The organism is Nocardia sp. CY41, from assembly GCF_009829325.1.
Classification (GTDB): Bacteria; Actinomycetota; Actinomycetes; order Mycobacteriales; family Mycobacteriaceae; genus Nocardia.
On record NZ_VUOS01000001.1, the window covers coordinates 306311 to 329928 of the forward strand.

Genomic DNA, 23618 nt, shown 5'->3' on the forward strand with positions numbered 1-23618 from the left:
GTATCGCATCGTCGGACCCTCTCGGCGATCAGTTCGTGGAGAACGGGTAGGTGTTGGGTGTGCCGGTTCGGTCGGTGGGCGGAATCGATGTCACGCCGCTGGATGAGGCGCCATCGGCTCCTGTCCCGAACGGAAATTGTCCCGTACCGGACGAACTCGGCGTGGGAGACGCGCCGGAGCCGTCCCCGAAGAATCCGGTCGACTGTTTCTCCAGCACCGGCCGGGGCTCGGCCTTGCCGCCGAGCGCATCGGCGAGGTCGCGAGCGATCGCCGCGAGCCAGTCGGCGACGAATCGGGTGGGAGCGGCACCGTTCGCCGCGACGGCGGTGCTGTTGTAGCCGGTGTGGCGCTGCACGGTGTCCCAGTAGCGCACCCAGGTGGCCGTGTTCAGCAGTTCGCTGTTGTCGGTGATGTTCTGCACCACCGCGTCGAAGGCCTGGGTGACCAGCCGGACGCCGGTGGTCGGCGGAATCAGCTGGGTGACCGCGCCGACCAGCCTGGCGCCGAGCGACAGCAACGCGGCGGGCGGATTCGCCAGGCCCGCGGTGGCCAGCTCGGCGATGTTCGCCGGATTGATCACCGCTCGGACCACCGCGATCACGGAATTCAAGCCGATCATGCCGACCTTCAGCAGCGCCTGCAGCGCGCCGGGCAGATTCAGCGGCGTGCGCGGATCCGAGGCGTCGGCGAGGCGCTGCGAGATCGACTTCTCCGGCGAGATCGACAGGGTGGCCAGCGAATTGCCTTCGATGTCCCGGTTGACCACTTGGGTCGCGGTCTTGATCGAGGTGAACGCCAGCGCTTGCGCGATCGACACCAGCGAGGCGATCGGATCGCCGCCGCTGAGCTTGGACTGGCCGACCACGTTGGCGACCGCCTTCAGGATCGGCGCGCCGTCCGGGGCATCGCAGGCGAGATCACCCGCCGCGCAGAAACTCGCCACCCGGCCGGTGAGCGCCCCGAAGTTCGCGGCCTTGTCCCGCTCCGGGCCGATGCCGCCGCCGATCGCCGGTGTCTGCGGCAGGGCGGCAAGGGATTCCAGCCGGTCACCCGCGGTACCCGGCGCGGGGTCCGGCGTCGCTTTCCCGGGGGCGCCCGGAAACAGCGGCGCGCCGGGATTGCGGGTCGGATCGCCGAACAACGCGACGGCGGCGACCTTCTCGGCGGGCAGCACGCCGCGGCCCTGGCCGATCTCCTGGGCGAACATCGAGGCGACGTGCGCACCCTGCGAATAACCGACCACCGCGAACCGGCTGTTCGGGCAGGCGTCGGCGACGGTTTCGGCCATGCCGCGCAAACGGGCCAGGCCGCCGGCCACCGATTCCGAGTAGGGCGCCGCACCACCGGCGGTCGCGCCGCCGAAACCGGATTCGTATGGCACGTAGGCCCGATCGACCAGTCCGGTGTCGGGCGCTTTCGCCATCATCGGCCGGAAGACCGTGGAAAGCATGCCGGTGTCGGTGGTGGGTGCCGCATCCGGCGAGGATTCACCGGTCCCCTGAATCCCCAAGGCGTACAACGCGGGACAGGTCGTGAGGCGAATGTTCGTGGACGGACCGGGATTCGACGGCTCCGCCGCGGCGACACCGGCGGTCGCCACAGCCACGGCGAGTGCTACCAGCATCCCCGAGAGTCTTGCCGTGTATCCAGTCATAGCGATCCGCAATCAAGTCGTCAGCCGCAGGTACTCAACGCCATGAAACGCAATAGACCGTAACAGATTCCGGCTATTACTGCCGCATCGACGGAAAACTTCCACGACACACCGATATGAACGCGACACAACGCGGCGCGTTCCTGGAATCGGTCCGACAAGTTTCCGGCAGACCGCCTGAATTGACAACCCCGAAGCGGAATTCGGGGCCCGCCAAAGCCCCTGCGGCAATAGCTAATTGACAGCTACTACACGGAGGGGGCGCTCACGCCGCGGAGGTGACGCGGTAGACGTCGTAGACGCCCTCCACGTTGCGCACCACATTCAGCAAGTGCCCCAAGTGTTTCGGATCGCCCATCTCGAAGGTGAACTTGCTGATCGCCACCCGGTCGCCGTGCGTGGCCACCGAGGCGGACAGGATGTTGACCTTCTCGTCGGCCAGCACCTTGGTAACGTCGGACAGCAGCCGCGTACGATCCAGCGCCTCGATCTGGATCGCGACCAGGAACACCGAGGACGGCGACGGCGCCCAGGACACTTCGATGATCCGCTCGGCCTGCTCACGCAACGAACCGGCGTTCGTGCAGTCGGTGCGGTGCACGCTCACCGCGCCGCCACGGGTCACGAAGCCCATGATCTCGTCACCGGGCACCGGGGTGCAGCACTTCGCCAGCTTGGCGACCGTCCCCGGGGCGCCGGGGATCAGCACGCCCGCGTCGCCGGTGACCCGCTGCCTGCTCGGCGTCGTCGATGGGGTGGAGCGCTCGGCCAGCTCGTTCTCCACGTCGCCGATGCCACCGAGCTGCGCCATCAACCGCTGCACCACGTGGTGCGCGGAGACCTGGTGCTCGCCGACGGCGGTGTAGAGCGTAGAGATGTCGGTGTAGTGCAGTTCGTGGGCGACCGCGGTCATCGCGTCGACGCTCATCAACCGCTGCAGCGGCAGCCCGACGCGGCGGACTTCCTTGGAGATCTGCTCCTTGCCGCTCTCCAGCGCCTCCTCGCGCCGCTCCTTGGCGAACCATTGGCGAATCTTCGCCTTGGCGCGCGGGGAGACCACGAAGTTCTGCCAGTCGCGGCTGGGGCCCACATTCTGCGCCTTGGAGGTGAACACCTCGACGACCTCGCCGTTCTCCAGCTGTCGCTCCAGCGCGACCAGGCGCCCGTTCACCCGGGCGCCGATGCAGCGGTGGCCCACCTCGGTGTGCACGGCGTAGGCGAAGTCCACCGGGGTCGACTTCTGCGGGAGCGTGATCACGTCGCCCTTCGGCGTGAACACGAAGATCTCCGGCGATTTCAGGTCGAAACGCAGCGACTCCAGGAATTCGGCCGGGTCGGCGGCCTCCCGTTGCCAGTCCAGCAGCTGGCGCATCCACGCCATGTCGTCGACCTCGGCGGTGTCGTTGGAGTGTTTGCCGCGGGTCTCTTTGTAGCGCCAGTGCGCGGCGATGCCGAACTCCGCGGTGCGGTGCATGTCCTGGGTGCGGATCTGCACCTCCAGGGGTTTGCCGTCCGGCCCGACCACGGTGGTGTGCAGCGACTGGTAGACGCCGTAGCGCGGCTGGGCGATGTAGTCCTTGAACCGGCCCGCCATGGGTTGCCACAGCGAGTGCACCACGCCGACGGCCGCGTAGCAGTCGCGCACCTCGTCGCACAGGATGCGGATGCCGACCAGGTCGTGGATGTCGTCGAAGTCCTTCCCCTTGACGATCATCTTCTGGTAGATCGACCAGTAATGCTTCGGGCGGCCCTCGACGATCGCGTTGATCCGGGAGGCGGCCAGCGTGTTGACGATCTCGGCCCGCACCTTCGCCAAGTAGGTGTCGCGCGAGGGCGCGCGATCGGCGACCAGCCGGACGATCTCGTCGTATTTCTTCGGGTGCAGGATCGCGAAGGCGAGGTCCTCCAGCTCCCACTTCACGGTCGCCATACCGAGGCGGTGGGCGAGCGGAGCGATGACCTCCAGCGTCTCCTTGGCCTTCTTGGCCTGCTTCTCCGGCGGCAGGAACCGCATGGTCCGCATGTTGTGCAACCGGTCGGCCACCTTGATCACCAGCACGCGCGGGTCGCGGGCCATCGCGATGATCATCTTGCGGATGGTCTCCGCCTCGGCGGCGGCGCCCAGATTGACCTTGTCCAGCTTGGTGACGCCGTCGACGAGGTGGGCGACCTCGGAGCCGAAATCCTGGGTGAGCTGTTCGAGGCTGTAGCCGGTGTCCTCCACCGTGTCGTGCAGCAACGCGGCCACCAGCGTGGTGGTGTCCATGCCGAGCTCGGCGAGGATGTTGGCCACGGCGAGCGGGTGGGTGATGTAGGGATCACCCGATTTGCGGAACTGATGCTTGTGCCGCTCGTCGGCCACGTCGAACGCGCGCTGCAGCAGCGTCAGGTTCGCTTTCGGGTACAGCTCGCGATGCACGGTGGCCAGCGGCTCGAGCACCGGCTTGACCGCCGCGATGCCGCGCTGCCCGGTCATGCGCCTGGCCAGGCGCGCACGCACCCGGCGGGAGGCCGAGGACGGCACGGCGGAGGAAGCGCCCGGCTGACGCGGAGGCGTCGCGTTCGCAGGCGCCTGCGGCTTCGCGGCCTGCGCGGCGTCGGTGGCGCCCGCACCGTTCGGCCGCGGGCCCGACGTCGATTGCTCGACCTTCGCCTCGCCCAGATGCTGAGTCATGCCACCACCTCTCCGCGCCTCGATCGGACCACCCTATCCGACCGGTGCAACCTCCCGGACCACCAACTTTAGTCCGGGCGGAGCACCCACGTCCGCTCCGCTGACGAAGGTTGCGCCCGGGGGTGTCGGGACGAGGAAGGGAAACGGTCCCGGCCGCCGCCTGCGACCGGCGCGAGTCGGACGACCGCGATCTCCCCGGCTCGATGGCCGCACCATGACCGGACGCCTTCCGATACTCCAGGAAAACGCGGATGAACTGCGGTTTCCCTTCATGGCGCGCGTCGTTGCGACGGCTCCGGGAAGCAGAGCTGTCCCCGCCGACGAGCGAGCGCGAACGCCAGGTCCGCGAACGCACGCCGGTCAGCGAATCGCGGCAGGCTGGGATCCGGACAACGGAGTACGGGCGGGTCCGGGCTCGGCGCGCAGGGAACGACCGTCGAGATCGGCGGCCGGAGCGACGTCGAGGAGGTCGAGCACCGTGGGGGTGATGTCGACCAGGGTCGCTCGCATACTGGTGGTGCCGGGCCGGAAGTCGGGGCCGCGAGCGATGACGAAGTTGGTCGTCTCGTCCGGGGACTGGCCGCCGTGCCCGCCCTTCGGTTTGTGGCCGTGGTCGGCGGTGACCAGCACGGTCCACCGTTCGGCCGGATGGTCGGCGGCACGAGCGTCCACGGCGGCGACGATGCGGCCGACCAGGACGTCGATCCGCGTCACGGCCTCGAGGTAGGCGCGCGAGGCGCCACCGGCATCGTGACCGGCGCGGTCCACCTGGTCGAGATGGGTGAACAGCAGGTCGGGCGCGAACTTGCCGATCGCGGCGGCCACGGCGTCCGCGGTGGCGGCGTCGGTGCGGGACTCGTCCGGATCGTCCGGCACGGTCGCGGTGGAGACGACGACGTCGGCGCGCGGACTGCCGCTGCCGGTCATGGTGGCGATCTGGTCCCAGGTGGCGATGGACTGCGTCTTCAGCACCGGCCGCGCTCGTTCGAGCTGGGTGAAGACCGTCGGGTGTCGCGTGAACGGTTCGGCGGAGATCTGGTTGTTCGTGATGCCGTGCTTGCGATCCCACACGCCGGTCAGCACGGTGGCCCAGGACGGACCCGAGATGGTGATGTGCGGGGCGATCGATGAACGGCTCAGCAACCCCTCGCCGCTCAACCGCAGCAGATTCGGCGCCTTCGCCTCCTCGATCTTGCCGTACATCAGGCCGTCCAAGCCGATCACGACTACTTTGGCCGTCGGCGCCTCCCCCCGTGCGACGCCGACTGCCGCGGACAGCGGAAGGGACGCGGCCGCCACTGCGGCAACGACTTTCGACAGCAGTTGCGCTCGGCTCATACCGCGACCATGCGGGACCGTCCGGCACGCGCGATAGCCCGCCGCGGCAGTGTTCATGGACGTTTCATCGGCGGCCACAGTGCCCGTAGCCTCACTGAACAGTCCTTGAACGCGGAAAAGCGGCAAGCTATATCCCGACTTCACGTCCGGTCGCGGTCAGATGAACACGAAGTTTCCGGCCCGCGACCGCGATGGGCGGCTCAGCGCCGTCTCTTGACACCCCTTCGCCGATATGGCCGACTGACCGTCGTGACCGCAGCGCGCACCGGCGGGTGCATTCGCGTCGCGGCCGTCGCCGATCTGCACATGCGCGCGGCGGTGGCCGGACGCTTCCGCCCCGATTTCCGTCACCTGTCCGCGGACGCCGACATCCTCTTGCTGGCAGGCGATCTCACCGATGGGGGCACGCGAGTGGAAGCAGATCTGCTGTGCGCCGAACTCGACGGCCTTCCCGTACCGGTGGTCGCCGTGCTCGGCAATCACGATCACGATCAGCGATCGGGCTACCTGATCGCGGCACGGCTCACCGCACTGGGCGTCCACGTGCTGGACGGCACCGCGATCACCTTCGAGATCGAAGGTATGCGGCTGGGCATCGCCGGCGTCATGGGCGGCAGTGGCGGCTTTCCCGGCCATCCCGGCACACCGGACGAGGGGTCCGCCGAACACCGCGCCCGCATGCGCCGCGGCCCGCTCGACGCCCTTCGCCTGCGCCAGGCGCTCGACTCGATCGACTGCGAAACCCGCATCGCCCTGATGCATTTCGCTCCAGTCATCGACACATTGGCCGGTGAACCGGCCAAGATCTATCCCGGACTCGGCTGTCATGATCTGGCCGAGTCGGTCGACGCGGGCGGGGCGGCGCTCGCCGTGCACGGACATGCCCATGGTGGCACGGAATTCGGGTGCACCCCAGGCGGTGTGCCGGTACGCAATGTCTCCTTTCCCGTACTCGGGCGCAGCTACGCCGTATACGAGATCGTCCCCGGCTCGGATCGTCCGGAGGACCGCGACCGCATACCGTCCCGACCATGACTCGCCCGGTCTCGTCGCCTATGGCGTCGTCTTTGGCGCAGGGTCGTCGGCCCCGGGCGTGCTGGTGGACACGATCAGCCTTCGATCGTGGAGACTATTTCGGCGGTGATCGGCCTCGTCGGCGTCGCAGCCATCACGTCCGCGCCGCAGACCGCGGGGCACCGCTGCTGCCATCCGCCTGATGCGATCGTCCGGCCCGGAATCGCCGGCCGAGAATCACGGCACCATCCCGAAGCCCGAGCAGAACGTCTCGGCTTGCTCGCCTTTGCGACACCCACCCGCGATGGCGGTTCGATGTCCGAACGCGACGGGGATCAGTCCTCGCGTCGTTCAGTCCGGCGCGCCGAAAGCCCACACTGCCGCGGGCCTGCCGGTCGCTTTGACGCGACGTCGTTCGGTGGTGCGCGTCAGGCCCGGGATGGCCGCCAGCGTGCGATTCAAGTTCGCCGCGTCGGGCCGGGCTCCCGACAGCGCTGTGGCGGCTGCCACGGCCCTGGTCGCGGGAAATTCCGCGCCGAGCAGCGCTCTGGTGAACGGAAGGTCCTTCCACAGCAACCGCGTCAGGACATCGCGGGCCACCGCGACGATGCGATTGTGGTCGAACGCCAGCTCCGGCACCTCGTCGAAGCCGGTCCACCGCGCCGGTCCTTCGTGCGGCCCCACCACCGCCCACATCGCGATCGAGAGCGTCGGACCGCGCGGGTCACGGTTCGGTTCGTCGAAGGTCACCAACTGCCCCACCGAGCCGATCGCGGCCTCCGGGACGCCCAGTTTGGTGTGCACCGCTCGCCGCGCCGCGACGGCCAACCGCTCCCCCCGGCCGAGCAGTACACCGGGCAAGGCCGGCTGCCCCGCGAACGGTTCCACCGCGCGGGGCGCGATCCCGATCCGGACCCCGCCGTCCTCGTCCCAGAACCGCAACGCCACGACATCCACCGACACAACGGACTGCTCCACGGCCATCCATCCTGCCCGACCGGCCGCACGCCCGTCCGGCGGCGTGCCACCAGGAAGGCACTTGCGCGGAGCATTCACGCCGCAGCGGCATACGCCGTGCGAGCGCGGTGGCGGCGGCCGGGACCGTGGCCGGTGAGGACGACCGGCACGCCGAGTGTCCGCGTCAGCCACGGCACCGGATCGTCCGGCATTTCGGCGAGGACGGGCTCGGCGCGCGTCAGCAACCGGGTCAGCTCCCGCTGGTGATCCAGGTCCCGCCTGCGTCCAGGGGGCACCGTGTCTCGAACGACACCGTCCACGATGTATTTTGTTGCGGCGTATCGTCTTCCGGGCAGGTCGAGGTGATTGACCGCGAGGCCGTCGACGCCGCCCGACACTTCGATGGCGTAACGCAGCAATACGGCGTCCAAGTGGCCGAGACGGAATTCGCCCTGATACCGACCGGCCGCGTTGTGCGGCTCGGGAAAGTCCAAGCCGGAATCCTCGGTGGGAAACGGGCCCGCGCCGTGGCGGGTCTGATAGGTGCGGGTGACGCCGAGCACGTAACCCGGCTCGCCGATCCCGGCCAGCATCGCACGCGCATTGCGCGGTTCGACGGTCGACCAAGTGGTGTGCGGATGGAACCCGCGCCACTCGTCGAGCAGGACGCCTTGGGCCCCTTCGAACACCAACGTGCCGCGCCGCGCGAACCGAGCCAGTTCCTCGTCGCCGACGATCGGTACCGCCGCGGCGAACTCCCGGTACATCTCCACGAGGTCGTCGATCGGTTCGTACCGATGTCCACTCGGCGCGATGAGCGATCCGTAGTATCCCGCCAGCGCACGCAGCTTGCGCCGCAGCACCAGGGGACGCAGGCAATCCGCCACGGTGGGAGCCGGGTGGGCGAGCGCGTAGCCGGCGGTCTCGCCGATCCCCCTGCCGCACGAACCGTGCCGCGCGGAACCCCGCGCATCCTCGCGAGCACGGTTGGCGGCGATATGGATCGGCGTGGTGAGCAACGCTCGACCGTCGATCCGTATCGAGGACAGCGGATCGCGCACGCCCAGCGCGGCCAGCCCGCGCGCCTCGGCGGCCAGCGCGATCGGCTCGACCAGCATGTGCCGCGACAGCAGCGTGGGCACGCCTGCGAATGTCCCCGATCCGAACTGCGCGAAGGTGTGGTGGCGTCCGTCGGCGATCACGTTGTGCGCAGCCTGCGCTCCACCGTTGAACCTGACCACGGCGGCGACATCGAAGCCCTGCTCGGGCGCGCACAGCCAGTCGACCGTCGCACCCTTGCCCGCGTCCCCGAATCCGAGGTCCACGACGATGATGTGCGACCGGGACATCACGCGCCCGTCCGGTTCAGCCGCGGCCACGCGGCAAGGCCCGCGGTCGCGCACCGTCGGCTCCGAGCGCCTTGCCGACCGACTCGGCCTCGGCGGTGGAGCCGACATCCCGCAAGTCCGCCAGCCCGCCGGCCAGGTCGACGCGCCCCTCCGCCAATCCGATGGTCAGCGCGATGAGTTCGCATACCGCCGCAGGGTCGTCCAGGCGCAGGAAGTTCTGGCCGAGCAACCCGCGCCAGTGCTCGGCGATCTCCGGATCGTGGAAGTAGCTCGACTGGTCGGGCAGGATGTAGTGCACGTGCCAGCGCTCGGCCAACTCGCGGTAGATGGAGTCCACCGCGATGTCCTGGCGCACACTGTCGCCGATGATCGCGCGGATGTGGCGGGAGGCCAATCGCGGCTTGTTCAGTTCGTCGCCGATCAGGAACAGATAGCCCTTCTTGCGTCGCTTCTCCCAGGCGTCGGTCGCGATATGCGTCGCCAGGAAATAGGCGGCCAATTCATAGCTCTCGGATTTCTGCCCACCGCCCCCGCCTTCCAGGAAGACGGCGCGCAATTGTTCGTCCATCCGATTGTCGGATTCGAACTGACCGATCTGCAGTGGCACGCGGTCGGTGTCCGCGTCGCCGATCGCGCCGAACAGGATCTGTGGATCCTCCGCATAGCCCTTTCGGCGCAACAGACCGTGCAGGGTGCCCAGCTTGTCCTGCATGATGCGCGGAACCCGGCCCATCGATCCGGTCACGTCGAACAGCACCGCGATGGGCAGTGAGTTGCCGTGCTCGGCCGAATCCCGGCACTCACGGGCCGCGACGCCGAGCGGGTCCAGGATCGGATGCACTCGCCAGTTCGCGTGCGGCTCGGCCCGCATGTCGGCGGTGTAGCCGAAATCATCGATTCCTCGGGCGGCGCGGAAGGTCTTGGCCGCGCGGTAAGCGGAGTCGTCCCAATGTCCGTATCCCATGTGATCACGTCCTCTCTAGTTTTAGTCTATCTGACTAAAACTAGAACGGTCAAGGATCGCCGCAGCCGGCGTCCGATCCCGCCCCGGACGGGTCCACACCGCGCCATCGAGCCCGAGGGCGACGACAGCCGCCCGAGCGAGACCCGATCAGCCCGTGGCGCCCCCGGCTTCGAGCAGGTCACCGATCAGCATCGTTCCCGGGCCTTGCCGTCCACCGGGGCCGGGAAGCCACCGAACGTTTCCCGCGGTGAGCGGCTCTCCGCACTCGCGGCACACCACCACACCGGACGTCGGGCGCCCGCATTCGCGATGGACCACGACGGCGGGCGGACCTTCCGCGCCCGCGAGCCACTTGTCGCCCCACGTGATCAACACGGTCAGCACCGGGTACAGATCACGGCCACGTTCGGTCAGCAGATACTCGTAACGAACCGGATTCGACTGGTACGGACGCTTTTCCACGATGCCGTGCTCGTGCAGTGCGTCCAAGCGCGCGGCGAGCACATTGGAAGCGATGCCTAGATCGCGGCGCAGATCTTCGAACCGGGTCAGCCCGATGAACAGGTCGCGCAGGATGAGCGGTGTCCAGCGCTCGCCGATCGCGTCGACCGTGCGCGCGATCGAGCAGACGATGTCGGAGAAAGCGGCCTTGGGCATTCGGCCAGTCTAGTCCGTTGCTTTTTGCAAGTGACTTGAACTAGGTTCGGACCCATCGACGAGGGAAGGGGCCGACCACTATGTCCGACGCGATCGCCGAATTCCGCAGGGCGACCGAAAGCGGTGACATCGACGCGCTGACACGGGTCCTCGCACCCGATGCCGAATTGGTCTCGCCGCTGTCCGGCCGACTGGTCTTCCGCGGCCGCGACGACCTGCGTGTGCTGCTCGCGGCGGCCTACGGAAGCCTCACCGGTCTGCGTTGGACGGAGGAGATCGGCGACGGCGCGCGGCGCGTCCTGCTGGCCGGCGCCACGATCGGACCGTTCCGGCTGACCGAAGCGCTGGTGGTCGGGCTCGACGAGCAGGGCCGCATCCGCACGTTGCAGCCGCACCTGCGTCCCTGGCTGACGCTCACCTATCTCGCGGTGCGACTGGCGCCCCGCCTGCTCGCACACCCCGCCATCCTCCGGCGTGCGGCCCGGGCGTGAACTCGCGCCCCTCGCGGACCGGCACGGAGAACCGGGCACGACGATCAGGTGCCCGGTTCCCGTAGCCGTACAGGCCGAACTGGTCGCCGCCGAACCGGACCGGTTCTTCGTCCCGCCCGCCGGCGGACCGCGGACGGTTCGGCGTACGGCCGCCTACGTCTCCGCCAAACCCTCCTCGGTGAGCTCCAGGCGCCGGGTCACCCCGATGTCGTCGAGGAAGCGCGCATCGTGACTCACCACGATCAGCGCGCCCTCGAAGCTCGCCAGCGCCTGCGTGAGGTGCTCGAGACTGGGCAGGTCGAGATTGTTGGTCGGCTCGTCCAGCAGCAGCAACCGCGGCGCCGGATCCGCCAGCAACAGCATCGCCAACGCCGCCCGCAATCGCTCACCACCCGACAACGCCGCGGCCGCGACATCGGCGTCCGTGCCGCGGAACAGGAAGCGAGCCAATTGCGCCCGGATCCGCTCCGCGGACGCATGCGGCGCCGTCGAGGCGACGTTCTCGAACACCGATCGCTGCTCGTCGAACACGTCCAGCCGCTGCGGCAGCATCCGCCACGGCACCTTCGGCCCTTCCTGCGTGATACGCCGCAGCAACGTCGTCTTGCCGACGCCGTTGCGTCCGGTCAGCGCGATCCGCTCCGGACCCGACACCCGCAACGTCACCGTCGGCCCGCACGCCAGCTCGACCTCGTCCAGTTCGATGACGTCTTGACCGGGGTACAGCCGGGTGTCGGGCAACTCCACGCGGATCTCCCGGTCGTCGCGCAGCAACTCCTTGGCCTGCTCGAGCTGATCCTTGGCGGTGTCGAGCTTCTCGATGTGGTTGTTGCGCAACTTGCCCGCGGACACTTGCGCCTGCCGTTTGCGTTCGGCCATGACGATCTTCGGCTCACGCTTCTGGTCCCACATCTTCTGCCCGTACCGCTGTCGGCGGTCCAGTTTGATGCGCGCCTCGACGAGTTCGCGGGCCTGCTTGCGAACATCGCTGCGCGCATCCCGGATCGCGGCACGGGCGGCTTCCTGCTCGGCCGCGACGATCCGCTCGTACTCGCTGAAATTCCCGCCGAACAGCCGGAGTTCGCCGTGGCGCAGCTCGGCGATGGACGCCATCCGCTCCAGCAGCTCCCGATCGTGGCTGACCGTGAGCACCGTGCCGGAGAATTGGCCGATCACCCCGTAGAGCCGTGCGCGCGCCACCCGATCCAGGTTGTTCGTCGGTTCGTCCAGCAGCAACACGTCCGGCTCGGCGAGCAACTCGGCGACCAGCCCGAGCAGCACCGTCTCGCCGCCGGAGAGGGTATCGAGCGTCCGGTCCAGCTGGTGCACCGAATCGGCGACGTAGTGCAGACCGAGTCGCGCCAGCAATGCCACCGCGCGTTCCTCGACGTCCCAGTGGTGACCGACCACGTCGAAGTCGGTGTCGTCACCTGCACCGGACTCGATGCGATGCAATGCTTTCCGCACTTCCGCGATGCCGAGCACCGCATCGACTCGCTGCCCGGCGCTCAGCCCGAGGTCTTGGCGCAAGTACCCGAGATGACCGGTGACCGTGACCGAACCGCGAGCGGGCTTCAGCTCCCCCGCGATCAACCGCAGCAGCGTGGACTTGCCCGCGCCGTTTCCGCCGACGAGGCCGATGTGACCGGGGCCGAGAACAGCGTCGAGCCCCTCGAACACCGGAGTGCCATCCGGCCAGCCGAAAGTGAGATCGGAAAAAGACAGATTGGTCATGCCAGCTCCCAGAGGTTGCGACGAACACGGCGCGCGATGGCGGGCCGCACGAGTGGCTACCTCAAATGAGCAACGGCAGACTCCGATCAACGGGAATAAGACCTCTACAGGTTAAACACAACCGCCGTGCCTGCGCCAGTGCGATTCGGATCACATGTCCGGGTCAGGAGGACGCTCCGATGGCGGCGGCCACGGCCACGGGCAGCGGATAGGGGCGCTCCTCGGGAAGGGCGCGAGCCGCCGCATCCAGCTTCCCCGCGGCCACCATGCTCCACAGTTGCCGCACGTCCCCGGTGACATCGCGGATTCCGGTGATCCAGCGGTCGAGATAGTGGCCAACGGCGATGCCGCCCAAGCCCACTTGCAAGGAGCGGTACGACAGCGGCCGATGCGCGAGGTCGCGTTCCGGGTCCCACTGGACGCGTACCGGACTCGCCTGCAACCGCTCGGCCCAGACCTCTCGATCCGGGTACAGTTTCGGCTGGTAGTGGCTGAGACAGGCATGCGCCAGCGCCCACTCGAACCCCGAACGGGTGATCGTGATCGCCAGGACCCGTTCCTGGCCGGGCTTGCTCGCCCACGCGCAGCGATACATCATCCACAGGAACGAAGGCTTGATCCACGTCATCCGTTCCCGGCGGAACGGGGCCACGAAAGTTCCCGCGGCAAGGGCGGGTTCGGCGATCTCCGGGGAGTATGCCTGGTAGACGACGATCGTGTGCTCGTCGTAGACCGCCCGGATCCGGCGCGGCGGCTCGTCAGGTCGCATGCCGCGATCCTGACAGCCGCCGCGAACCGGGGCAACAGGTTTCGGCGGGACTTCTCCCGCACGCCGGCAGATACCGGTGCGCTCAGAGCTGGACGATCGACGTCAGCGGGTAGTCGCCCTGCCGGTCGCGTCCGCCGAGGAACCCTAGTTCCAGCACCACCGCGGCGGCGGCCACTTCGGCGCCCGCCTGCTTGAACAGTTCGGCGGCGGCGGCGAGGGTGCCGCCGGTGGCGAGGACGTCGTCCAGCAACAGGACACGACGGCCCGCCAGTTCGATGCCGTCCGCGGGAATCTCCAGCGCGGCGGTGCCGTATTCGAGGCTGTACTCCCGGCTGATGACCGGCGGCGGCAGCTTGCCCGCCTTGCGGACGGCGAGCACACCGGTACCGAGCGAGGCGGCGACACCGGCTCCGAGCAGGAAGCCGCGAGCGTCGACGCCTGCCACCAGATCGGCGTCGGGGGCGCAGGCGGCCAGGCAGTCGACCACCGCGCGGAAGCCCTCGGCATCGGCGAACACCGGGGTGAGATCCGCGAAACGGACACCGGGTGAGGGAAAGTCGTCGTGCCAACGGGTCAAACGGTCGACCATCTCGGCGGCTTTGGTGGTCCGTTCGGCGGCTACGTCCTCGGATTCGATTGCCGCGTGCTTGCTCATCGACACCTCTCCATGCTCACATCACCCAACACCGTCGATCACCGCTCGAGCACCCACCGGTCCATGTTCCAGCCGGATCCGGCCTGGGTGGGGGCGGCGATCCCGTTGCGCAGCCCCTTGCCGAAGGCGATCGTGCGCGGGGTGGCGAACAACGGGATACTCGGCAGCTCCGCCCACAGCAGGTTCTCCGCCTCGGTGAGCAGATTCAGCTGTACGGCCGAATTGTCGTCGGCCCCGAGCTGATCGGTGATCGCATCGTAACGGCCGTTGCCGAACCGTCCGAAATTGAGACCGCTACCGGTGCGCAACGCGCTGGTCGCGGCCACTCCCCCCAGCGAGCCCGCCGGACCGGGCGCCGACGCGGTGCTGCCGAGGACGGCGTCGACCTTGCCCTCGGCGAGCCGGGCGGGGGTGAAGTCGGGTGCACCGGCGTCCACCACGGTGATGCCCGCCGGTTTGCAGGCCTCGGCGATCAGGGCGACGGTCTGCGCACGCCGATCGTCCGGACCCGCGTAGCCGATCCGCACCGTGGGGTTCGGCGCGCCGGAAGCCGCCACCGCCCTGGTCGCGTTCGCCACATCGCCGCCGGAGTAATTCTTCGACGCGCCGATCACGGCCGGGTAGAACAGGGAATCCTGTTGCACGACATGCGCGTTCAACGGACCCGAGCCGAGCCCGGTCTTCGGCGCGTCCGGCGCCTTGCCGAGCTTGTCGAACAGCGTCTGACGCGGCAGGCACAACGCGAACGCCCGGCGCGCCTCGATCGAGGAGAAGACGCCGCCGGTCGCCAGCACCAGCTGCTCGGCGCCCCGGCCGGGCACGGTCTGCACCGAGAAGCCGCTCAGATTCAGGTCTTTCACCGACTGCGCACCGATGTCGAGCACGCCTACGGCGTTCTCGCCGACCTTCTTCTTCAGGTCGAAGGTCTTGGGCCACACCACGATCCGCCCGGTCGCCGGTTTGTTGCCCCACCATCGTTCGTTGGCCACCAGCACCAAGCCGTCCTCGCTGCCGAAGGACTCGATGCGGTAGGGCCCCGACGACGGGAAGCGCGACAGGTCCAGCCGGCCGTCGGCCGGAATGGTCCAGCCGGTGTTCCAGAATTCCGCGATCCGGCCGAGAGCGTTCGGGTCGCCGGTCTGCAACGCCGACACGACGTTGGGCACGTTCGCCACCCGGGCCGCGACGTGCGCGGGCATCAGCTCACCCGCCGTGAACAAGGTGCGCCACGGCAGATAACGCCGCCCGGGCCGGAACACCACCGTGGCATCCCGTGAGCCGGGCTGGCAGTCGACTCGCTCGATGGCGTCGTAGCCGCTGGTGCTCGCGGCGTCGAACAGGGGAACCGGACCCCGGTCCCCCGGTTTGGTGTACCGCCCGCTGCGGGCGGCCCACGCCAGCACCAAGTCGTCGCAGGAGGTCGGCACACCGTCGGAGTAGACGCCGTCGGGATTGAGGCGGTACTGAATGGTCTGCGACTCGCCCGGCACCTCCTTGGCGGTGCCGAAGTCGGTGTCGGCGACCTGCTGGCCATCGGGACCGGTGTAGAAGAACCCCGTGAGCACCCGGGAGAACACCGCGGGGGATCCGGAACTCGCCCCTAGCGTGCTGCCGCCGTTATAGGTGGCGATGATGGCATCTGTCGCGTAGCCGATGGAGGGCACCTGATTCTTGCTGGAGCAGCCGACCATCAGCCCGGCGGCCAGCGTGCCCGCAGCAAGCGCTCCGATCAGTCGTACCGCACTGCGTGGCTGTCGCATGAAACCCCTTGCCTGGTGTCAGTTCCGCCTCTTGTGCCGTTTACCGCTCGGGCGCGCACCGGGTCGCGGCGTCTGCCCGGCCGCGCGCTGCCTGCGCGGCGTCTCGTCGAAATCCCGGCCCGCCGCCATGCTCGCCCGGCGCTCGGCCACGGCGCTCGCCCGGGCGCTCGCCGCCCCGGCCCGCTTGGCCATGACCTTCTTCGTGTGCGCCGCCACGGGCCCCCAGCGTTCCTTGATCGAGACCAGCAGCGGGGTCGCGAAGAAGATCGAGGAGTACGTGCCGACCAGCAGACCCACCAGCTGCACCAGCGCCAAGTCCTTGAGCGTGCCCACCCCCAGCATCCAGACCGCGATCACCATCAAACCGACGATCGGCAGGATGCCGATCAAGGCGGTGTTGATCGAGCGCATGAGCGTCTGGTTCACCGCGAGGTTGGCCTGCTCGCCGTAGGTGCGGCGGGTCAGGTGCAGGATACCGTGGGTGTTCTCCTCGACCTTGTCGAACACGACGACGGAGTCGTAGAGCGAGAAGCCGAGAATGGTGAGGATGCCGATCACCGTGGCCGGGGTGACCTCCAAACCGACCAGCGAGTACACGCCCGCGGTGACGGTGACGTCGAAGGCCAGCGCCGCCAGCGCCGCGATGGCCATGTGCGTCTCGAAGCGGATCGCGATGTAGACCGCGACCAGCACGAGGAAGACCGCGAGCGCGATCAGCGCCTTGCGGGTGATCTGATCGCCCCAGGTCTCGCTGACGTCGGACGTGCTGATCGCGGCCAGGCTCGGGTTGCCGTTCTTGTCCTTCGGCTGGAACTTCGTGAACAGCGCGTTGTTCAGCGCCTCCACTTGATTCTGGTCCAGCGCCTCGGAACGGATCAGCATGGTGGCCGATCCGCCGGTGCCGACGGTCTGCACCGAGACCGGGTCGGTGCCGATGGCGCCGCGGTAGACGTCCTCCACCGCGCTGGTGGTCGCGTCCCCCGCCGGGAACTGGATGCGCGAACCGCCCTCGAAGTCGATACCGAAGTTGAACCCGCGGAAGATGATGCTGCCCAGCGAGACGAGCACGATCGCGGCGGTGATCAGATACCACATGCGGCGCTTGCCGATGACGTCGACCGCGCCGGTGCCGGTGTAGAGGCGGTTGAAGAAGCCGTGCTTGGGCGGCTGCGGCTCGCCGACCGCCGCGAACACGTCGGTGGTCTCGGTGGCGCTCGTCTTGTCGAGCGAGGGAGTGGTGTGGCTGTTGGTCATCGCGTCCTCACGCCTTCCCGAGGGCGGCCTCGGCCGCCTTCCGCTCACGGGCGATCTGCTGGATCGCGCCGAGGCCGTTCACCGACGGCTTGGACCAGAACGCCGTGCGCGAAGCGAGCAGCACCAGCGGCGAAGTGACCAGGAACACCACGACGACGTCGAGAATCGTGGTGAGACCGAGGGTGAACGCGAAGCCCTTGACCTGGCCGACGGCCAGGATGTACAGCACCGCGGCGGCGATGAAGCTGACCGCGTTGCCGGACAGGATGGTCCGGCGGGCACGCTGCCAACCGCGCGGAGCAGCGGAACGGAAGCTGCGCCCCTCACGCATCTCGTCCTTGATGCGTTCGAAGAACACCACGAACGAGTCGGCGGTCATGCCGATACCGATGATCAGACCCGCGATGCCGGCGAGGTCCAGCGTGAATCCGATCCAGCGTCCGAGCAGCACCATGATGCCGTAGACCGCGAATCCGGAGGCCACCAGCGACAGACCGGTGACAAAGCCGAGCATCCGGTAGTAGGCGAGGCAGTAGAGCAACACCACCGCCAAGCCCATCGCTCCGGCGAGCAGACCCGCCTTCAGCGAGGACAGGCCGAGCGTCGCGGAGACCGTCTCGGCCTCGGAGGTCTGGAACGACAGCGGCAGCGAGCCGTACTTCAGCGTGTTCGCCAGTTCTTTCGCCGACGTGGCGGTGAAGTTGCCCGAGATCTGGGTGCGGCCGCCCTGCTGCGGGCCCTGCTGCACGACCGGCGCGCTGACCACCTTCGAGTCGAGCACGAAGGCGACCCGCTTGTAGACGTACTCGCCGGTCAGCGCCGCCCACGCGTCGCTGCCGCCGGACTTGAAGTCCAGGTAGACCTCGTGCCTGGCCTGCTGCTGGTTCAGGCCCGAGGTGGCGTCCTTGATTTCTTGGCCGTCGATGCGGCTCTTGTCCAGCAGGAAGACCTCGGTGCCGTCGGTCGAGCAGGTCACCAACGGCAGCGCCGGGTCGTCGTTGCCCGTGAGTGGATCGGCCTTCCCGCAGTCCAGGGTGGCCAGCGCGGCCTGCTGCACCGACGCGTCGGTGCTCTGGCGCAGCGCCTTGGCGGCCTGGATCTCCTTGGTGGCTTCTTCGGTGGGCGTCAGCGAGGGATCGGCGGGCGGCTGCGTCGGCTGCTGAGCGGGGAACACGCGCTGCTGCGGCGCGGGTGCCTGCTGGTCGGTCTCCGGCGCGGCGGGCTGCGTCGTCTCCGGCGTCGTGGGCTGCGCGGCGGGCGCGGGCTGCGTGCCCGGCGTGGTCTGCGGGGGCGTCGCGCCGCGACCGGCCGCGGGCACCGCCTGCAACACGGGGCGGATGTACAGCTTGGCGGTGGTCGCCAGCGCGCGCGCCTGCTGCCCGTCGTCGCCGGGCACGGTGATCACGATGTTGTCGCCGTCGATGACGACTTCCGAGCCGCCGACGCCGAGCCCGTTCACCCGGTTCTCGATGATGTCCTGCGCCTTCTTCAAGCTGTCCTGGCTCGGCTTGCTGCCGTCCGGCGTGCGCGCGGACAGCGTGACGCGGGTGCCGCCCTGCAGGTCGATACCGAGTTTGGGTGTCGGGGACTTGTCACCGGTGAAGAACACCAGCGCATAGATCACGGCCAGCAGCGCGGCGTAGACACCGAGCAGCCGCAGCGGGTGCGCCGATCCCTGGGAAGGTGGCACAGTACGTCATCTCCTAGGCGGGAAGTCGAGGATGGAACATGCGGACGTGCTCCAGCTACGCCGGGTGCGCGGACGGACGGCCGCGGCGACATCCGGCGAGCCGGGGCACTACCGGAACGATCAGTCCTTGGTCAGGCGGGTCTCGGTCTGCTCGGCGGATTCCTCGACGGCGTCGGTGGTGTCCGAGCCGGTGGCCTCCGAGCCGGTCTCCTCGGTGCTCACCGCATCGTCGGTGCGCACCTCACGGATGGCCTGGCGCAGCCACGTGGTGACCACGTCCTCGGCGATCTCGAGGTCGACCGTGGTGTCGTCGAGTTCGACCACGGTGCCGTACAGACCCGACGTGGTGACGACCTGATCGCCGATCTTCAGGTTGTCCTGCATGCTGGCGACCTTCTCGGCTTCCCGCTTCTGACGGCGGACACCGAGGAACATCGGCACGAGCAGGGCTACCAGTAGCAGCGGAAACAGCAGTTCCATCGTCGAAGTCAGTCCCTAGTGTCGTGGGTGGGATGGACAAGTACCCACATAGTCTGCCAGTTCGCCGCGCGGGTGCCACACCCGCACGCCCGCCGGGCAGCTACAACTTCGCCATCGCACACCGGATCGCCCCCCGGACACGCTCCGGCGGGCGAGCGGCGTCGCCGTCAGGCGGTCCTGCCGTAGACGTAATCCTCCAGCGGGAAGGCGACCGCTTCGCGATGCGCGTTGAGCGTGCTGGTCGGCCGCAGCAGGGCGGCCTCGCCGTGCGGGTTGAAGTAGTAGCTGCGCGCGGTGGCGCAGTCGCCGCCATAGAACACCGACGAGCCGAGCTTGGCGGTGACCCGGTCCAGGAAGGCCGCGTTCGCTTGCTCGGTGACCTCGAAGGTGGTCTCGCCCCGGCGGCGCAGCTCGCCGAACAATCGGCCCATGTGCTTCATCTGGGCTTCGATGGTGGTGAAGTAGGACAGGCCGCTGTAGGAGTACGGGCTGTTGAGACTGAGGAAGTTCGGGAACTTCGGCACCGTGATGCCCTCGTAGGCTTGGAAACGGTTGTCCCGCCAAAACTTTCCGAGGTTCACCCCGTCCCGGCCGATGATCTCGATGGCCGGGAAGTTCACGTCCCACAGATTGAAGCCGGTGGCCAGGATCAGGGTGTCGATCTCGGTCTTGTGCCCGTCGGCGGTGACGATGCCGTCCGGTTCGATGTGGTCGATCGAATTCGTCTCCAGCCGCACGTGCGGTTGGTTGAACGTGGTGAAGTAGTGGTTGGAGAAGGTCGGCCGCTTGCACCCGAAGTCGTAGTGCGGGGTGAGCTGCCTGCGCGTCTCCTTGTCGCGCACGGACGCCCGCAGATGCGCCTTGGCCAGCGCTCCCGCGCCCTTGTTCAACAGCCGGGCCTGCTTGAAATGCAGCACCCCGACCACCATCAGCGCCTCCAGCAGGCTGGTGTTGACCAGTCGCGCGGCCTTCTGCGTGACCGGAACCCGTTCGAACAGCTTTCGGACCGGCGCGGGGATCGCGGTATCGATCTTCGGGACCACCCAGATCGGTGTGCGCTGGAACACCGTGAGCTCCCGCGCCTTCTTGGCAACCTCGGGCACCAGCTGCACGGCGGTGGCGCCGGTGCCGATGATCGCGGCTCGGCGGCCGGTGAGGTCGAAACCGTCCTCCCACGCGGTGGTGTGGATGATCTTGCCCGCGAACGAGTCGATGCCCGGGAAGGGAGGCGTGTAGGGCTGGGAGAGGAATCCGGTCGCGGTCAGCAGATAGCGCCCGGTGACGGTCTCCCCGCCCGCGATCGAGACCACCCAGTGCTGCTGCTCCTCGTCCCAGCGCGCGCCGTCGACGACGGTGCCGAAGCGCATCCGGCGGCGCAGGCCGTACTTGTCCGCGACGTACCGGGCGTACTTCTTCAGCTCTTCGCCCGGAGCGAACAGCCGCGACCAGTGCGGATTCGGTTCGAAGGAGTAGGAGTAGGTGACCGAGGCGATGTCGACCGCCAGACCCGGATAGTGGTTCACGTGCCACGTACCGCCGAGATCATCCTCGCGTTCGAGGATGACGTAATTGCCCAGGCCGAGCCGATCGAGCTGAATGCCCGCTCCCATGCCCCCGAACCCCGCACCGACCACGACCGCGTCGTATTGAGGCGCCACACCGAACCTCCTGCTAGCTGAACCGCATATCACGGAATGACACATCATTCCGTTTGTGATGACTGTATCATCGGGGAGGTGACGAAGCCATCCACGCGTGCCGAGCGACGGAAAGCCGAACTGCGCCAGGAGATCATCGACACCGCGTTCGCCTGTTTCGCGGAGAAGGGCTATCACGCCACCGGCATCGCCGATATCGCGGGACAGCTGGGCATCGGTCACGGGACCTTCTACCGCTACTTCAGCAACAAGCGCGACATCATCGACCACGTCATCGACGATCTGGCCGCGCGCATCATCGCCGCCCTCGGCACCGAGAACGCCCCGGACGCCGCCGCCACCCTCGACGAATACCGCGCCCAGATCGACCGCATCGGGGTGGCGCTCACCGAGATTCTGCTGGCCGACCGCCGGGTGGCGCAACTGCTGCTGTTCCACGCCACCGGCATCGACGACGAGCTCACCCAGCGGCTGTACGGACTGCTCGACACCGCCGACGCGCTGACCGCGGGCTACCTCGACCACGGCGTCGAACAGGGCTACCTGCGCGCCGACCTGGACACCTCGAACACCGCGCGCGCGGTGACCGGCATGCTGATCGGAGGCATCGTCTACGCGCTGCGCGAACCGGACGAGGCCGCCATCACCGCTCTCAACGAGGCGATCCGCCGCCTGCTGGTGGACGGCGTCCGCAAGGACTGAGCAATTCGGCAATCCCCCTGACACCCGCACCGGCGCTAGGGTGAGGCGCACTGATCCGACGCTTTCGCCAGGGGGACGGCCCTTGTTCGCAAATGGCCAGGGAAACGCCAGAATTCCCTTCCGAGCGGCCCGACGCTCCGAGCCTGACAGAATGTCGCCCGTGACTCCCGAGGACGTGCGCCGCACCCGTTTCGCGACCCCGACGCTCGGGTATCGCGGCTACCACGCGGACGAGGTGGACGCCTTTCTCGAACTCGTCGCCGCGGCCCTGGCCGGGCAGGGCGTGCTCGCCGCCGACGATCTACGGCACGTCAGCTTCGGTGCGCCGCGGCTCGGCCAACGCGGTTACCGCGCCGATCAGGTCGATGAATACCTCGACCAACTGCGCGTGGAATTGGAGTTCCGCCAGCGCGGCGTCCGGCCGGTGCCTGCCGCGAACGGCAACGGTCACGTCCTGCTGACACCGGACGACGTACTGCGCATGCGATTCAGCCCGGCTGCGGTGGGCAGGCGCGGGTACAACGAGGAAGAGGTCGGCGCGTTCCTCGATCTGGTCGCCGCGACCCTCGTGCACGGCGGACCGGGCAGTCTCACCCTCGCCGATGTCGAGGCCGTCCGGTTCACCGAGGCCCGCGTCGGCACTCGCGGGTATCAACGCGACGAGGTCGACGCCTTCCTCGATCTGGTGGCCGCCGCGCTGCGCCGACGCCACTGACTGCCCGAGGCCACGTTTCACTCGAAGAGGTCGAGGGTGGGATGCGGCTCGCGCCCGCGCACTTCGATGGACCCGAACACCAGGTCCGGCGGCGGGACGAGACCGAGGTGCTCCCAGGCGGCGGCGGTGGCGACCCGGCCGCGCGGCGTGCGCGCGACCATGCCCGCGCGCACCAGGAACGGTTCACACACCTCTTCCACGGTCGCGGCCTCCTCCCCGACCGCCACGGCCAAGGTGGACACCCCCACCGGGCCGCCGCCGAAACTGCGGACCAGCGCGCCGAGAACCGCGCGGTCGAGGCGATCGAGGCCGAGCACGTCGACGTCGTAGACCTCGAGCGCGGCCTGCGCGATGGGGCGGGTGATCCGGCCGTCGGCACGGACCTCCGCGTAGTCGCGGACGCGGCGCAGCAAGCGGTTGGCGATGCGGGGGGTGCCGCGCGAACGGCCCGCGATCTCGGCCGCCGCGTCCTCCTCGATGGCGACGCCGAGGATCTGCGCCGACCGTTGCAGGATGCGCAGCAGCTCGCCGGGCTCGTAGAAATCCATGTGCCCGGTGAAACCGAACCGGTCGCGCAGCGGACCGGTCAGAGCTCCGGACCTCGTGGTGGCGCCGACCAGGGTGAACGGCGCGATGTCCAGCGGAATGGAGGTCGCGCCCGGCCCCTTGCCGACCACCACGTCCACCCGGAAGTCCTCCATCGCCAGGTAGAGCATCTCCTCGGCGGGACGGGCCATCCGATGGATCTCGTCGATGAACAGCACGTCGCCCTCGACCAGGTTGCTCAGCATGGCGGCGAGGTCACCGGCCCGCTCCAAGGCGGGACCGGAGGTGATCCGCAGCGCGGTGCCGAGCTCGGCGGCGATGATCATCGCCATGCTGGTCTTGCCCAGGCCCGGCGGGCCGGACAGCAGGACGTGGTCCGGTGTGCCGCCGCGTTGCTTGGCTCCGCGCAGCACCAGCGCGAGTTGTTCGCGCACTCGGGGCTGACCGATGAAGTCGTCCAGCGATTTCGGGCGCAGACTCGCCTCGATCTCGCCGTCGGACTTCAGATAGCTTGCGCTGACCTGGGATTCGGTGGGTTCCGCTTGGTGGTCCATTTC

The 23618-nt window shown here is 68.5% G+C and carries 20 protein-coding genes; 4 read left to right on the forward strand and 16 right to left on the reverse strand.

Annotated elements, in window-relative coordinates; all coding sequences use genetic code 11:
* Positions 1–28: 28 nt before the first annotated feature.
* From GVY64_RS01465 to GVY64_RS01475, 3 genes are all read right to left on the reverse strand, one after another.
* Positions 29–1624, reverse strand: a complete 1596-nt coding sequence (locus tag GVY64_RS01465) for a cutinase family protein (protein ID WP_159837911.1) — start codon at positions 1622–1624, stop codon at positions 29–31.
* A gap of 295 nt (positions 1625–1919) precedes the next feature.
* Entirely contained in the window at positions 1920–4328 is a 2409-nt protein-coding gene (locus GVY64_RS01470) for a RelA/SpoT family protein (RefSeq protein ID WP_159837913.1), read from the reverse strand.
* 360 nt (positions 4329–4688) lie between these two features.
* The gene (locus tag GVY64_RS01475) at positions 4689–5666 is read right to left on the reverse strand and encodes an alkaline phosphatase family protein (protein ID WP_159837915.1); all 978 of its coding nucleotides are present in this window, start codon (positions 5664–5666) and stop codon (positions 4689–4691) included.
* Between the two features lie 249 nt (positions 5667–5915).
* Here GVY64_RS01475 and GVY64_RS01480 point away from each other — a divergent pair, with 249 nt between their 5' ends.
* Entirely contained in the window at positions 5916–6701 is a 786-nt protein-coding gene (locus tag GVY64_RS01480; protein ID WP_236566529.1) for a metallophosphoesterase family protein, read from the forward strand.
* 330 nt (positions 6702–7031) lie between these two features.
* On the opposite strand, the gene GVY64_RS01485 is transcribed toward GVY64_RS01480, so the two are convergent.
* The 4 genes from GVY64_RS01485 to GVY64_RS01500 form a co-directional block, all read right to left on the reverse strand.
* Positions 7032–7658, reverse strand: coding sequence for an NUDIX hydrolase (locus GVY64_RS01485; protein ID WP_159837919.1), 627 nt, complete (start codon positions 7656–7658; stop codon positions 7032–7034).
* Between the two features lie 74 nt (positions 7659–7732).
* Positions 7733–8986: an adenylosuccinate synthetase gene (locus GVY64_RS01490; protein ID WP_159838251.1), complete on the reverse strand. Its 1254-nt coding sequence runs from the start codon at positions 8984–8986 to the stop codon at positions 7733–7735.
* A 16-nt stretch (positions 8987–9002) separates the two neighbouring features.
* The gene (locus GVY64_RS01495; RefSeq protein ID WP_159837921.1) at positions 9003–9950 is read right to left on the reverse strand and encodes a hypothetical protein; all 948 of its coding nucleotides are present in this window, start codon (positions 9948–9950) and stop codon (positions 9003–9005) included.
* A 147-nt stretch (positions 9951–10097) separates the two neighbouring features.
* The gene (locus tag GVY64_RS01500; protein WP_159837923.1) at positions 10098–10607 is read right to left on the reverse strand and encodes a winged helix-turn-helix transcriptional regulator; all 510 of its coding nucleotides are present in this window, start codon (positions 10605–10607) and stop codon (positions 10098–10100) included.
* 80 nt (positions 10608–10687) lie between these two features.
* Here GVY64_RS01500 and GVY64_RS01505 point away from each other — a divergent pair, with 80 nt between their 5' ends.
* The gene (locus tag GVY64_RS01505; RefSeq protein ID WP_159837925.1) at positions 10688–11098 is read left to right on the forward strand and encodes a nuclear transport factor 2 family protein; all 411 of its coding nucleotides are present in this window, start codon (positions 10688–10690) and stop codon (positions 11096–11098) included.
* 153 nt (positions 11099–11251) lie between these two features.
* Here GVY64_RS01505 and GVY64_RS01510 read toward each other — a convergent pair whose 3' ends face one another.
* The 8 genes from GVY64_RS01510 to GVY64_RS01545 all read right to left on the reverse strand — a co-directional run bounded on the left by GVY64_RS01510 (position 11252) and on the right by GVY64_RS01545 (position 21098).
* Entirely contained in the window at positions 11252–12832 is a 1581-nt protein-coding gene (locus tag GVY64_RS01510; protein ID WP_159837927.1) for an ABC-F family ATP-binding cassette domain-containing protein, read from the reverse strand.
* Between the two features lie 163 nt (positions 12833–12995).
* Positions 12996–13601 (reverse strand): DUF4291 domain-containing protein, encoded by a 606-nt coding sequence (locus GVY64_RS01515; protein WP_159837929.1) that lies wholly within the window; start codon positions 13599–13601, stop codon positions 12996–12998.
* 82 nt (positions 13602–13683) lie between these two features.
* Positions 13684–14256 (reverse strand): adenine phosphoribosyltransferase, encoded by a 573-nt coding sequence (locus GVY64_RS01520; protein ID WP_159837931.1) that lies wholly within the window; start codon positions 14254–14256, stop codon positions 13684–13686.
* Between the two features lie 38 nt (positions 14257–14294).
* Positions 14295–16016 (reverse strand): ABC transporter substrate-binding protein, encoded by a 1722-nt coding sequence (locus GVY64_RS01525; RefSeq protein WP_159837933.1) that lies wholly within the window; start codon positions 16014–16016, stop codon positions 14295–14297.
* 18 nt (positions 16017–16034) lie between these two features.
* A complete protein-coding gene (gene secF / locus GVY64_RS01530; RefSeq protein WP_159837935.1) occupies positions 16035–17270 on the reverse strand; it encodes a protein translocase subunit SecF in 1236 nt (411 codons plus the stop codon).
* A 7-nt stretch (positions 17271–17277) separates the two neighbouring features.
* Complete coding sequence (gene secD, locus GVY64_RS01535; protein WP_159837937.1) at positions 17278–18960, reverse strand: protein translocase subunit SecD; 1683 nt, start codon at positions 18958–18960, stop codon at positions 17278–17280.
* Positions 18961–19080: 120 nt separating this feature from the next.
* Complete coding sequence (gene yajC, locus GVY64_RS01540) at positions 19081–19440, reverse strand: preprotein translocase subunit YajC (protein WP_159837939.1); 360 nt, start codon at positions 19438–19440, stop codon at positions 19081–19083.
* Positions 19441–19607: 167 nt separating this feature from the next.
* A complete protein-coding gene (locus tag GVY64_RS01545; protein ID WP_159837941.1) occupies positions 19608–21098 on the reverse strand; it encodes a flavin-containing monooxygenase in 1491 nt (496 codons plus the stop codon).
* A 36-nt stretch (positions 21099–21134) separates the two neighbouring features.
* Here GVY64_RS01545 and GVY64_RS01550 point away from each other — a divergent pair, with 36 nt between their 5' ends.
* Positions 21135–21800 (forward strand): TetR/AcrR family transcriptional regulator, encoded by a 666-nt coding sequence (locus GVY64_RS01550; RefSeq protein ID WP_159837943.1) that lies wholly within the window; start codon positions 21135–21137, stop codon positions 21798–21800.
* A 151-nt stretch (positions 21801–21951) separates the two neighbouring features.
* Entirely contained in the window at positions 21952–22515 is a 564-nt protein-coding gene (locus GVY64_RS38845) for a DivIVA domain-containing protein (RefSeq protein WP_159837945.1), read from the forward strand.
* A 17-nt stretch (positions 22516–22532) separates the two neighbouring features.
* On the opposite strand, the gene ruvB is transcribed toward GVY64_RS38845, so the two are convergent.
* Entirely contained in the window at positions 22533–23615 is a 1083-nt protein-coding gene (gene ruvB / locus GVY64_RS01560; protein WP_159837947.1) for a Holliday junction branch migration DNA helicase RuvB, read from the reverse strand.
* Positions 23616–23618: the final 3 nt, after the last annotated feature.